At 36.8% G+C, this 12,987-nt stretch carries 15 protein-coding genes and 1 riboswitch; of the genes, 5 read left to right on the forward strand and 10 right to left on the reverse strand.

Annotation, left to right across the window (positions count from 1 at the left end):
* Nucleotides 1-261: 261 nt before the first annotated feature.
* Both EO126_RS06860 and EO126_RS11060 read right to left on the reverse strand, forming a co-directional pair.
* On the reverse strand, nucleotides 262-834 hold the full coding sequence (locus EO126_RS06860) for a ParA family protein (protein WP_127008142.1): 573 nt from the start codon (nucleotides 832-834) through the stop codon (nucleotides 262-264).
* A complete protein-coding gene (locus EO126_RS11060; protein ID WP_127008144.1) occupies nucleotides 791-1,051 on the reverse strand; it encodes a ParA family protein in 261 nt (86 codons plus the stop codon). The genes EO126_RS06860 and EO126_RS11060 overlap by 44 nt, the downstream gene beginning before the upstream one ends.
* A 403-nt stretch (nucleotides 1,052-1,454) precedes the next feature.
* On the opposite strand from EO126_RS11060, the gene EO126_RS06870 reads away from it, so the two are divergent.
* Together EO126_RS06870 and EO126_RS06875 are read left to right on the forward strand one after the other, a co-directional pair.
* Entirely contained in the window at nucleotides 1,455-1,796 is a 342-nt protein-coding gene (locus EO126_RS06870) for a hypothetical protein (protein ID WP_127008146.1), read from the forward strand.
* Entirely contained in the window at nucleotides 1,747-2,937 is a 1,191-nt protein-coding gene (locus EO126_RS06875) for a YadA-like family protein (protein WP_127008148.1), read from the forward strand. Before EO126_RS06870 ends, EO126_RS06875 begins: the two co-directional genes overlap by 50 nt.
* A 138-nt stretch (nucleotides 2,938-3,075) precedes the next feature.
* Here the strand turns inward: EO126_RS06875 and EO126_RS06880 are convergent, their stop codons facing one another.
* The 3 genes from EO126_RS06880 to EO126_RS10955 all read right to left on the reverse strand — a co-directional run bounded on the left by EO126_RS06880 (nucleotide 3,076) and on the right by EO126_RS10955 (nucleotide 4,480).
* On the reverse strand, nucleotides 3,076-3,525 hold the full coding sequence (locus EO126_RS06880; protein ID WP_071822321.1) for a hypothetical protein: 450 nt from the start codon (nucleotides 3,523-3,525) through the stop codon (nucleotides 3,076-3,078).
* A 313-nt stretch (nucleotides 3,526-3,838) separates the two neighbouring features.
* On the reverse strand, nucleotides 3,839-4,042 hold the full coding sequence (locus tag EO126_RS11205) for an AAA family ATPase (RefSeq protein ID WP_081651703.1): 204 nt from the start codon (nucleotides 4,040-4,042) through the stop codon (nucleotides 3,839-3,841).
* Nucleotides 4,043-4,138: 96 nt separating this feature from the next.
* Entirely contained in the window at nucleotides 4,139-4,480 is a 342-nt protein-coding gene (locus EO126_RS10955; protein WP_240631454.1) for a restriction endonuclease, read from the reverse strand.
* 18 nt (nucleotides 4,481-4,498) lie between these two features.
* Here EO126_RS10955 and EO126_RS06895 point away from each other — a divergent pair, with 18 nt between their 5' ends.
* Both EO126_RS06895 and EO126_RS06900 read left to right on the forward strand, forming a co-directional pair.
* The gene (locus EO126_RS06895) at nucleotides 4,499-5,029 is read left to right on the forward strand and encodes a site-specific integrase (RefSeq protein WP_276317388.1); all 531 of its coding nucleotides are present in this window, start codon (nucleotides 4,499-4,501) and stop codon (nucleotides 5,027-5,029) included.
* 307 nt (nucleotides 5,030-5,336) lie between these two features.
* Entirely contained in the window at nucleotides 5,337-6,335 is a 999-nt protein-coding gene (locus EO126_RS06900; RefSeq protein ID WP_127008151.1) for a site-specific integrase, read from the forward strand.
* A 221-nt stretch (nucleotides 6,336-6,556) separates the two neighbouring features.
* Here EO126_RS06900 and EO126_RS06905 read toward each other — a convergent pair whose 3' ends face one another.
* Complete coding sequence (locus EO126_RS06905; protein WP_006556767.1) at nucleotides 6,557-6,871, reverse strand: LysM peptidoglycan-binding domain-containing protein; 315 nt, start codon at nucleotides 6,869-6,871, stop codon at nucleotides 6,557-6,559.
* Nucleotides 6,872-7,158: 287 nt separating this feature from the next.
* On the opposite strand from EO126_RS06905, the gene lexA reads away from it, so the two are divergent.
* The gene (gene lexA / locus EO126_RS06910) at nucleotides 7,159-7,842 is read left to right on the forward strand and encodes a transcriptional repressor LexA (RefSeq protein WP_006556766.1); all 684 of its coding nucleotides are present in this window, start codon (nucleotides 7,159-7,161) and stop codon (nucleotides 7,840-7,842) included.
* Nucleotides 7,843-7,998: 156 nt separating this feature from the next.
* Here lexA and dapA read toward each other — a convergent pair whose 3' ends face one another.
* The 4 genes from dapA to recN all read right to left on the reverse strand — a co-directional run bounded on the left by dapA (nucleotide 7,999) and on the right by recN (nucleotide 12,900).
* Nucleotides 7,999-8,880 (reverse strand): 4-hydroxy-tetrahydrodipicolinate synthase, encoded by an 882-nt coding sequence (gene dapA / locus EO126_RS06915; protein WP_127008153.1) that lies wholly within the window; start codon nucleotides 8,878-8,880, stop codon nucleotides 7,999-8,001.
* Nucleotides 8,881-8,904: 24 nt separating this feature from the next.
* Nucleotides 8,905-9,936, reverse strand: coding sequence for an aspartate-semialdehyde dehydrogenase (locus EO126_RS06920; protein ID WP_127008155.1), 1,032 nt, complete (start codon nucleotides 9,934-9,936; stop codon nucleotides 8,905-8,907).
* 86 nt (nucleotides 9,937-10,022) lie between these two features.
* Complete coding sequence (gene dapB, locus EO126_RS06925) at nucleotides 10,023-10,820, reverse strand: 4-hydroxy-tetrahydrodipicolinate reductase (protein WP_127008157.1); 798 nt, start codon at nucleotides 10,818-10,820, stop codon at nucleotides 10,023-10,025.
* A gap of 113 nt (nucleotides 10,821-10,933) precedes the next feature.
* Nucleotides 10,934-11,101, reverse strand: a riboswitch (Lysine riboswitch).
* 125 nt (nucleotides 11,102-11,226) lie between these two features.
* A complete protein-coding gene (gene recN, locus EO126_RS06930; RefSeq protein WP_127008160.1) occupies nucleotides 11,227-12,900 on the reverse strand; it encodes a DNA repair protein RecN in 1,674 nt (557 codons plus the stop codon).
* Nucleotides 12,901-12,987 lie beyond the last annotated feature (87 nt).

Consider the following 12,987-nt stretch of genomic DNA (forward strand, 5'->3'; position numbering starts at 1 on the left):
AGCGACATTAATCATAACACAAATCGGTATTCACTATGGATTTTTTATATGTTCAATTTCAGTTTACAATTAACCATCATATTTTTTCTTTATTTTTATCCCCGTTTGTTCTATTTTCTTTTCTTCTGTATTAATTCTACTTTTATTAGAATCTATTTTTTCCGAGGATTGAGCTTTTAAATTATTTTCTTCTTCAGTTTTATCTACTTCTTTTGATTGACTACTTGAAAAAAAGCACTCTTACCAGCAGCCTCAAAGCTCTTATTTTTCTTTTTTGCCATTTTTTATCACCTTCAATAATTCTTTTAATACTCCTTCATAATCTGTGACCGCATTACATTTTTTATCATAGCTAAATATACTTTCTCTCTGTGCTTGTGCTTCTTTTATCGCCGTACACTCTCTAATTTTAAAATTAAATAATCTAGTATCCATTTGATCTGCAATTTGTTCTAATGCTTCTGTTAAATCTTGAGAGATAATGGTTCTTGGATTATATCTTACTAAAACAATTCCATAAATACATAGTTGAGGATTAGAGATTTTTCTTACATTTTGAGCTGTATTATAAATTAGGCTAATTCCCTGTATACTTAATATATCTGCTTGACCTGGTATTAAGATGCCTGTCGATGCCGTCATCGCATTAACCGTTAATATTCCTAATGCTGGTGGAGTATCAATAATTACAAAATCATACTCTTCCTTAATACCATCTAAGGCTTCTTTTAAATAATACTCTCTTCCCTTCATATCTAAAAATATATCAGCCTCAGCTAAAAGTGGATCACTAGCAATCAAATCTCCACGTTGAGTATACTGGATAATAATCATTTATATTTGGATTGTTTCCTGCTTTTTTGTCTTTGAAGTAATCACAAATAGTAACTTCATCATTATTTTTATGAAGTAAATAAGATAAGTTCCCTTGAGGATCTAAATCAACAAACAATACTTTTTTCTTTTTTAATTGTAGTGCTGAACCTATAGCATCAGCAGTCGTACTTTTACCTACTCCACCTTTTTGATTAATAACTGTAATTACATTCATTTATTTATCCCTCATTTATAATCTATATTAATTTATACATATCTTTTTATATGTATTTTACCATAATTATATCATACACATCTTTTTATGTATACAATATGATATGTATAAAATTTTTAATATTCTATCTAAAATTATTTTTTACTAATAACTTATATTTTTATATCTATTTTATAAACCAAAATTATTATTATTAAATAAATTAATTTTTTATTACATATTTTTTCAAGCTGTGTATATATTATTTTTTTATAATGGATATATTTATATTTTTCTTATTATTTTATTTCGTTTTTTTATAATTGACAGCATTAGTGTTTTAATATATATTATATATGTGCTTATTTTGTTCATGGTTAGTGTTAAAAATGATAATTTATTAGAGTTAAAGGGAGGATTGTCAATGAAAAAAAGTAAATTTATATTAGCAAGTGTATTAGCAAGTGTATTAGCAAATGTTAGTATAGGAAATATTGTTTTAGCTGCAAGTAGTTCTATCAACATTGGAGGGGGGACCGTTATCAATGGATCCACTAACACTCTTACAGACAATGGTACAGTTGCTATTGGGAATAAAGTAACTGCTGCAGGAACTTCCGTAGTTATTGGTACTGAAACAACCGCAGTTAATACTTCAGATAAAAATAATAAAGCCTTTGCTACTGTAATAGGCTACAAAGCGCAAGGAACAAACTATGAAGCTGTTGCAATTGGATATGCTTCCAATGCTTCTGCAAAAAAATAGTACTGCTTTAGGAACAAAAGCTACATCAAGTGGTTATAATAGTTTAGCCGTAGGTAATTATGTTTTTGCAACTGGATCTGATTCTGTAGCAATCGGATCAAATACTACAACAAGCAGCTATGGTAGTACTGCTGTTGGTAATTACTCTAAATCTACTGGCCTAGATGCTACCGCCTTAGGGTATAACTCTAGATCTACAGTATTTGGTGGAACAGCATTAGGTGCTCTCTCTGTAGCTTCAAGAGAATCTGGTTATTTTGGATATGATCCAACTACAAATACAAATTCAACCAGTTATTCAAATACCTGGCATTCAACGTTAGGAGCTGTATCTCTTGGAACCGATAATTATAAACGCCAAATTATAAATTTAGCAGCAGGAACTGAAGATACAGATGCAGTAAATGTAGCTCAACTAAAAGCTGTACGGACATATGCAACTTATACTGCTGGAGATGCAGTTTCTGTTACTGATAATTCTGATGGATCTCATATTCTATCTGTCAATTATGGTGATGGATTACATCTTACTTCTGACAATAAATTAGCTGCAGACGTTACCGAATCAGATATTAATACTATTAATTCAACAATAACTAATATAGGCAGCCAAGTAACTACTAATACTAATAATATTAGTAGCTTAAATACTACCGTAACTAATATTGGTAATCAAGTAGATACAAATACCCAAAATATTGCTGAATTAAATAAACAAGTATCTACTAATACAAATTCTATCAATAAATTAGGACACGATATTACTCGTGTTGGCGCTATGAGTGCTGCATTAGCAGGGTTACATCCAATGGACTTTGATCCAGATAATAAATTTAATGTAGCAGTTGCTGGCGGTTTCTACAAAGATAAACAAGCGCTAGCATTAGGTGCATTCTATCATCCTAACGAAGAAACTATGTTTAGTGTAGGCACTACTGTTGGTAATAACGATAATATGGTTAATATTGGGGCCTCTTTCAAAGTTGGTCAGACTACTACTGAACGGAAATTCAAAGAACAATATAAAACAGCTCCAATCAGTACTGTTTATGTATTAGAAGATAAGGTTAATTCTTTAGAAAAAGAAAATGCTGAATTAAAAGAAACTGTTGCTAAATTAGTCGCAAAAGTTGGTTTATAATCAATTTTCAATAAAAAACATATAAAAAAATACACATAAAATTATAATTGTAATTTTATGTGTATTTTTATATGTTTAATTAGCAATGTTTAAACAACAATAAGGACTATTTATATTTTTTTAACTGAAATCTACCGATTACTTATCATCTATATGCCAATATTTGTAAACTGTCATTTTAGATAATCCCGTCTCTCGTATGCATTGTGCTTTTCGTCCCTCTGGATTTTTTAATTTCCAACAAGTAACGATTTTTTCTTTAGTTCCACTACCAATAGGTCGTCCGTTACCTTCACGCCAATCAGATTTACCAGAAAGCTGAATTTTTAGGTCTCTAATCCCTCTGGCAATAAATAAATGATCCTTTTGTTTCTTATAATTTCGTTTATTACGTTTTATTTGAATTCCAGCTACTCGTTCTATAAAATCAATAGTACATGTAAATGCTCTAGTTCTATAGCCTTTTAAACCAGCATCTATATCATCCATAGAAAAATGATTAGATTCGTCAGTAGTTCTTTTATCAAATAAAGGTAGGAGAGCTTCAGCATCAGCTTTTAATTCATCAAAGGGTATGTTACATTTCATCGCATAAGTCGCCAATGTAAAAATACCATAATAACGATGCCCTTGCCGTGACTTATTTTTTATTTCACGTAACCACCAATCATATAAATCCCTTTTTACAATCCAATGCCCAGGAGATGCCCTCTTTACAATTCTATTTTCATACCAAATTGGCCATAACTCCTTAGCTTTATCTAAGGGAGTATTGGATTTACCTATATCAAATCTAAATTTATTAAAACGATCATCACCTTCAGGATAATATGACTCTAAGTCATTTATTTCCCATCTAGGTCCAGTTTTCCAAGCTCTTACGGGATAACCCTTACCTAGCTTAGAAGCTGTTCCTACAACGCGATATCGTTAAATTATCAGATTCCTGATACATAATAAGCAGATTGTTACTCTTAAGCCGGGTGCTTATCACGCTGCTATGTGTTGTGACAAAAAGCTGGAAATTCTTTGCAAACGCTACCTGCTGAACAAGTCTCCGAAAATTTACAGGACTTAAATGATTTTCTGGTTCTTCAATAAAGATACCGTCTACATTTTCACCAGAACGCTGCTTTTTCCGACCTCATTATCACCAAGAAAATGCCCATATACATTACCACCATTCCATACCGTGCCGAAATCACTTCATCACCTTCTCCAGCAGAGATTTGCAGCTGTCTACCACATCGTAGATGATATTCCCGCTGGAGATCGCTTTGAAATAAATGTCCCTTAGACGGTGGATCTTTGACTCCTCACTCAGGCGAAGCTGCATCGAATTCATGGAGCCTTTTGTCTCGACTACAAAACAGATATGCTTTACCGTTTCTTTATAGAAAGCAATCAACCAGTCGGGATTACCTGTTTTGTGCTTATTCTGTGAAAAAGTAAAGTTTCCTTTTGACAAATAAAGCAGAGCTTTTCTTGCCACAATCCGAAGAAAATTGTAGGAGGAAAATTTAGACGATTTGCTCCTCCCCATTCTTTTTATATGCCAATCATGCTTGCTTATTGTTGTGGTATGAGGTTAGGTGAATGTCTGGCATTAACTTGGGATAATGTAGATTTTGAAAATCATATAATCAAGATTGAATTTAGTCAGTATGATAAAAAGAGTGCTCCTAAAAAAGATACACCAAAAAGTTTGACCTCTATTCGTTCTGTTACTTTTGGAAAAAAATTAATGGCTGCATTAAAGCAGAAAGAATTGCAACAAAAAAAAGATAGATTCAAAGCAGGAATTTTTTACACTAATGATTCATCGTTGGTGTGTACCGATAGTTCCGGAACAGGATTAACTTCTAATAGTCTTAGATATTTCGGTATTTGGTGTAAGGAAAATTTTGGAAAGGGTTCATTTCATGGTCTTCGTCACACTCATGCAACGATGTTAATTGAGTCCGGTATGGGGATTGATTATGTGAGCAAACGTTTGGGACATGCAAGTATGTATACGACGGCTAAATTTTATGATGATGTAACGCAAAAACGCGAAGCAGAGGCGATTGCATTAATGGATAGAATTCTCTAATAAAGATGCGCTTGATTTTGCCGATATTTAAATTCTTTTGCGGCAAAATATCGGCAAAGGTTTGATGCCCCTAGTATCCATGCGATTTTCAGATGTCGTTATATTATCGGAAGTAATTTTTTATACAAAAATCCCCCTAATTAAGCCCTAATCAGTGTTTGGGCTGTTTCTTCGGGCTTTCATACTTATTCTGTCTTTATGGAATCAATGGTATTCCATACTCTAAGTTTGACTATGTTATAATCATCTGACTAATCATACATTAGCTATATGTCAGCTAAGCTCATTTATATAAGGAGTGTTCTATATGCCGTCTAACAAGCATTTTTATCTGCGTGACAACGAAATACTCATGGCCAGCAGCAAACTCTCGGATAAAGCTAAATTAAGCATTTTATCCTCTAAATCAAATAATACGGTTGATGCTTATGAGTCTGACTGGGATGATTTTGTATATTGGTGTGAATCGCGCCATGTAGATTTTTTCCCGGCTACTCCGGAAACTATTGTCAATTATATTAACGATTTAGCCGATCACGCCAAAGCTAATACCATATCAAGACGCATCAGTGCCATTTCCGAAAATTTTAATGCCTCCGGTATGGCCGATAATCCTTGTAAATCTTCGCTGGTTAGTTCAGCTTTGCGTGGCATTCGTCGTCTTAAAGGGACTTATCAACAAGGTAAAACCCCTATCCTTTTAGAAGATTTGGAAGATATCTTTGATGAGATGGCTAAGCTTAATTTGCCGGAGATTCAATTATTACGTGATAAGGCTATACTGTTGATTGGGTTTATGGGTGCTTTTCGACGCAGTGAAATCAGTGCCTTGATGGTCGAAGACTTAACTTTCTCACCACAGGGTTTAGAAATTTTTGTACGATCCTCAAAAGCTGACCAAGAAGGCCAAGGCGCGGTTGTAGCTATCCCTTATATAGAAAACGCCGAATTTTGCGCTGTAAGGGCCGTTAAGGCATGGATCCGGTATACTGGTATTAAAAGTGGCCCAATTTTCAGAGGTTTTACGAAGAAAATGGATATCCGTAAAACGGCTTTGAGTGATAAAAGTATTGCCGACATCGTAAAGAAATATGTTGAGCTCATCGGTCTTGATCCGGCAATGTACGGTGCACACAGTTTACGACACGGTTTTGCCACGACGGCTGCATCGTTTGGTGTTGAAGAACGTAACATTATGCGTCAGACTCGTCATCACAGTGTGAATATGGTACGTCGCTATATTAACGAAGCCAATAAATTTGTCGACAATCCGATCAGTACTATATTCGGCAGCAGACGAAAATAAGCTCTGCAAGTATAAGGACTATGAGCTATATCTTCAAATACAGTTATATATTCAAAGTGCCGTTTACATTCATGACAGGTAAATTGGTTAAAATCCCTTTAAATCAATTATCGAACAAAAAGAGCTATCCAGCCGCCGGATAGCTCCTTTATATATATATTAAATTGTCAACAAAATTAGTGGCTTGGAAAATTCTGTTCGATATTATTATTACGAACAAATTATTCATTCTGAGCCAGGTATTCAGTAAACAGCTTAGCATTCTTTGTTTTAACGGTAGGTATTTTAAGTGTACGTCCCGGTTCTAAGTTGGCTGTTTCATCCAATTTATTTAATGTGCTTACGGCGTGAACCATTTCACGTACATCTATATGATCATTCGTATACTGTGAAGCAAGACCCCAAACGGTATCACCGGTTTTCACAGTTACGGTGCGGACATTTTGCATATCTAACTCAATGCTTGGCGTATTCATAAAATAACTTACAGTTAAAGTTAAGAACATACTGAAAACAATTAAAAAATCGCGTTTCATAACTATCACCTCATTGAACTGTACTTTCGACTTTGTATTTAAACGAACATTACTAACGGTATATATGTTTGTTTACATGCTTAGTATATCACGCGAATAAATGTTCGGTCAAGTGAAAATCGAACTTTTATTTGACAATATTTGTAAATACGTTCTATAATAACATTGAGATAGTTTATGTACGCCATTTTATAAATTATATTTAATAATATAATTTACGCTATATATTTGTATCATTATTATAAGTAAAGTATTTAATCAGTATTTTAGATTGTGAGGTTTTAACCGTGAGACGACCTGCTACCGATATTAACTCAAAGCAAAAGAAGATTTTGGATTATATTACCATGTGTTTGGAAACAAAATATCGCTGCCCCAGTGTTCGTGAGATTTGTGAGTATATGGGATTAAGCTCTACTTCTACGGTTCAGAGCCATCTCAATACATTAGAACGCTTTGGCTATATTACCCGTGATGTGAATAAGAACCGCTCCATTACAGTTGTAGGACTTAAGCCTAAAATGGCACCTAAAGTTGAAGTTTCCAACGATAAACAAGTAACCTCTTCTGAAACTTTTGAAATGTTACAAGCCCGTTTACGTAATGTTCCTTTAATCGGTACTGTGCAAGCCGGCCTGCCCGTAACGGCCATTCAAAATCAAGAAGCAACTGTTCCGTTGCCGTTATCTCTAATCGGTAATTCCGAATGTTTCTTACTTCGCGTACGCGGCGAATCCATGCGTGATATCGGTATGTATGAAGGTGATTTACTTATCGTTCGTAACCAAGAAACCGCCAATAACGGTGATATTGTAGTCGCTCGCATCGATGACGAGGCAACAGTTAAACGCTTCTATCGTGAAAAAGACCGAATTCGTTTACAACCTGAAAATAGTGATTTCGAGCCTATTTATACTGAGTCTTGCACTATTGAAGGAAAAGTTATCGGTTTAATTCGTGATCATATTTAATATCTGTTCTGTCATTTATATTTTAAATCAAATATATAAAAACGAACACTTGTTTGTCTTCCTTTATTTTGGCTTAAGAAACAAGTGTTCGTTTTTTATTTACAAGAGTCCGATTCATAATAATGAACCGGACTCTATTTTACAGTTAATATTTTATTATTTTATATAGGGTTTTATTGCTTCGTTAATAACAGCGATTTCTTCGTCCGACGGCTCACACATTGGTAAGTGGAACGGGCCGGCCGGTAAGCCTAACTGACGAACGGCATATTTTACCGGAATCGGATTAGTTGTTACAAACATAGCTTTAAAGATTGGAAATAATTCTTTATTGATAGTTTTAGCTTTGACTACATCGCCGGCTTCATAAGCTTGAATCATGGCTTGCATTTCATTCCCCACTACGTGAGAAGTTACCGAAATTACGCCGCAACCGCCGACTGCCAACATAGGTAAAGTCAAGCCGTCATCACCGCTGTAAATCATGAAGTCTTCCGGCAATAAATGATAGATTTCGGCTGCCACATTAATATCGCCGCTTGCTTCTTTAACGGCTGCAATATTGGGGCATGCTTCACGCAATTTAGCTATAGTAGCCGGCGTAATTTTACCGCCGGTACGTCCCGGTACATTATATACAATCACCGGTAAGTCAGTCGCATTCGCCATGGCTTTGAAATGTTCGAATAAGCCGCGTTGGTTTGGTTTATTATAATACGGTACAACACCCATTACGGCATGAACACCGGTTTTAGAGGCAGCTTCCGTAAAAGATACAGATCTTTGGGTATTATTGGAACCTGTATTGGCTACGATAGAACCTAAATGGCCACACTCACGGGCAATTAATTCAAATAGCTTGAGCTTGTCCTCATTATCTATAGTAGGACTTTCACCGGTAGTACCACATACAATAAGACCGTCAGATCCATTGTTGAGTAAATGTTTAGCTAATGTGACAGCTCCTTCAAAATCTATTGAACCATCCGCGTTAAACGGTGTAATCATAGCAGTTAATACGCGACCTAAGGTTTTCATAATAACCTCCTCTAAAACTATTCTTTAAAATGATTGGTTGGTCACCAAATATTCGGCAATCTGCAATGCATTTAAGGCGGCTCCCTTGCGGATCTGATCGCCTGCAATCCAGAAATTCATGCCTTTATCGTTATATAAATCTTTGCGAATACGGCCGATTTCACAATCATCCTTGCCGGATGTATAAAGTGGCATCGGATATGCTTGTTTCTGTGGGTTATCGTTCACTACAAGGCCCGGGAATTTTTCGCAAGCAGCTTTAAAATCAGCAACGCTCACCGGAGATTCTGTTTCAACCAATACAGACTCGGAATGGGAACGATATACCGGAATACGTACTGTAGTCGGAACGACTTGGATAGAATCATCATGCAAAATCTTTTGTGTTTCATTCACCATTTTCATTTCTTCTTTTGTGTAATCATTATCCAAGAAGACATCGATTTGCGGAATAACATTGAACGCAATCGGATAATGCTTAGGTGCCGAGGCACTAGGTAAAATATTCGCTTCCATCGGTTTACCTTCAGTATGAGCTTTTACTTGATTGTCCAACTCATCAATGCCTTCCTTGCCGGCTCCCGATACAGCCTGGTAAGTGCTGACAACAATACGTTTAATCGGCGATAAATCGTGAAGTGGTTTAAGTCCCAAGGCCATAATAATAGTGGAACAGTTCGGATTGGCAATGATACCTTTATGTTTATTGATGTCTTCAGGATTTACTTCGGGTACTACGAGCGGCACTTCAGGATCCATACGGAAAGTGCTGGAGTTGTCGATAACAATAGCTCCTCGTTTAACTGCTTCCGGAGCCAATGTTTTGGAAATGGAGCCACCTGCAAATAAAGCAATATCAATATTTTCAAAAGAATCTGCTGAGGCTTCTTCAACCACATAAGTTTTACCGCATACTGTTAATTCCGTGCCGGCTGAACGAGCGGATGCCAATAATTTAAGATTTTCAAATGGAAATTGGCGTTCCTCGATTAATTTGATGAATTCCTGGCCTACTGCGCCGGTAGCGCCTAAAATAGCAACATTTGGTTTTCTCATGTGTATCTCTCCCAATTTTATAATATTACCATAAAATAATTAAATTTAAAGCATTAATATGCTGAGATTCCATATAATATTTTAAATTACAGATAATGTTCTAAGCCGTATGTAAGTCCCGGTTTATCAACAATTTTTTTGCAAGCCAACACAACACCCGGCATAAAAGATAAACGACTTAACGAATCGTGGCGGATGGTCAGTGTTTCATCATAACCCCCAAATAAAACTTCCTGATGAGCCACATAACCCGGTAAGCGAACACTGTGAATAGTTACATCATCTACCTTGGCACCGCGAGCACCCGGTAAACTTTCACGTGTTAAATCTTCAGCTCCTACGGCACCGGCAGCTTGTTTTGCTTCATTAATGAGTTTTGCTGTTAAAACAGCCGTACCGGATGGTGCATCATATTTATGGTTATGATGTAATTCGATGATTTCCACATTCGGAAAATACGGTGCCAAATTGGCCGCAGTCTTCATCATCATAACAGCTCCTAAGGAAAAGTTTGGTGCTACCAGGCAATTGGCATGGTTGGCTCTGCCTATAGTCGCTAATTCTTCACGTTGCTCAGCGATAAGGCCGGTTGTACCGATTACCATATGAACGCCGGCACCTAAGACTATTTTGGCGTTTTCAAAAATAATGGCCGGACTGGTAAAATCAACAATCACATCCGGTTTCTTATCAGCCAAGGCAGCTGTCAAAGTTTCGTATAAAGGCAAACCCAAAGCCTCAATACCGGCAGCTGTACCGGCATCTTCACCGGCCTGTTTAGGGTCGATACCGCCGACAAACTGTAATTCCGGATCATTATGAACAGCCTTTATGACTTCGCGACCCATTTTACCGGTCGCGCCACATACCATCACTGTAATCATGTTCATTCCTCCCAAAAAAAAGACCAGCGGATAGCTGCCACTGATCTTGGTATGGTTACCTGAACGACTAAGTGGTTTATCATAAGTATATGACAAAACTACGATAGTCAGAACAATGAGCTAGCACTCCATCAAATGATGACAGTCATACACCTATTCGATGCACAACCAGCTGTGTTTGTCGGCACAAACAAGCTTCGGCGATTCTCCCTTTCTTCATATCTCACAGCCCTGCCCGGCTCCTTATAAATACTCTTAATCATCGCGCCTCTATCTCCGCATATTTAATTTAAAATTCAAAGTGATTACCAATAGTATACATTTATTTTGTAATGCCGTCAAATCGTATTCTGTATACATAGACATAATAATAAATGGCATAATCTGCTATTGGCAATTAAAGGTTTTAATGGTTCTTTTTAAAATGCTCAATCATTTCTTTAGCTGTAGCTAAAGCTGTGTGCGAGAAGTTCTGTCCGGACATCATACGGGCAATCTGCTCCACATGTTCCTCTTCTGTGAGCTCGGTCAAGCTCGATACCGTGCGCCCGTCCACTTCTTGCTTCGATAGATGATAATGATGCTTGGCAATACTTGCCGTTTGCGGCAAATGAGTGATGCAGAAAACTTGGGTACTGTTGCTGAGTTGCTGAATTTTGGCGGCTACCTGCAGGGCAATATCCCCACTGATACCTACGTCTATTTCATCGAACACAAGTGTTTTAAATGTTTTGGTATTGAAAACTGTCTTAAAAGCTAAGGCAATACGGGAAATTTCACCACCGGATGCTACTTTATGCAACGGTAACAAACCCTCCCCTGCATTGGCATTAAATAAGAGTTCAATGCGTTTGGCGCCCAGCGGCAGTAATTCGTCACTCTTTTCGATGACGAATTGTAATTTTGCTTTACTCATACCTAAATCTTTTAATTGTTGTTGCAATTGATCAGCGATGATGGCACTGTTTTTCTCACGAATGGCATCAAGTGCAGCCAATTTAGCTATCGCATCTGCTTCGGCCAATTGCACGGCTTTTTCCAAATCTTCTTTGGCATAGCTTTGTGCTTCCAATTCTTCCAAACGAGCTTGTGCTTTATTTTCAAATTCCAGAACAGCTTCAATCGTTTCGCCGTATTTACGTTTTAAACCGTAAATCAATGAATCACGTTCCTGGCAATAGGCGTAACGTTCTTCGTCATAGGAAATGGAGTCACGATAACGATCAAGACCTTGAGCGGCTTCTTCCAATTGAAAATAAGCGGAATTGACTAATTCAGACAGCTCTTTAAGTTCTCCGTCATAACGAACTAAATCCTGTACTTCAGACTTAATACTGTTCACGGCTTCCAAAATGGCATGACGGTCGCTATAAAAGGCGTTATAACAAGCGCCCAAGACTTTGTCTAAGTGTTCAAAGCTGTCTAACCGTTTGAGTTCGGCTGTAATTGCTTCATCCTCACCGGGTTTTAATTGGGCCTCTTCGATTTCGTCAATCTGAAAACGGAGCATATCCAGTTCTCGGGCTCGTTCGGCCGCCATTGCTTCCAGTCCGTCCAATTGAGCTTTAGCCGTTTTATAAGTCTTATAGGCTGCTACGTAAGCTTCAAAAGCATTTAGGCCTGCTTTTGTGAATTCATCCAAATATTTATGATGAATATCCTGATTTAATAAGAGTTGATTGCTGTATTGCCCGTGAATGTCCGCCAAATAAAGACCGATTTCTCGCAATGCTTTAAGCGGTATGGCCTGATCATTGGCAAGGATAGTTGACTTTCCTTGGCGGTTAAACGAACGCGATAAAATCAATTGATTATCTTCGACCAGAATATTTTTAGCTGTTAACAGATTTAATAGTTCGGTATCATCGGTTACATCAAACACGCCTTCAATGACGAAAGCGTCTTTGCCGTGACGAATAAAATCACTGCTCGCCCGCTCACCCAGCAGAATACTGAAGGCATCCATTAAAATGGATTTACCGGCACCGGTTTCACCGGTAAAGATGGTAATACCATCTGAAAAGTGTAAATTCATCTGTTCAATTAAGGCGAAATTACGAATTCCCATTTGTGTAAGCATAGATCACAAGTCCTTAATCCCTTACAGGTAATATCACATAAAAAAACTAAATTTGCATTAAAAGATGTAAAAGTAAAAGAAACGGAT

Source organism: Veillonella seminalis, assembly GCF_003992065.1.
Taxonomy (GTDB): Bacteria; Bacillota; Negativicutes; order Veillonellales; family Veillonellaceae; genus Veillonella_A; species Veillonella_A seminalis.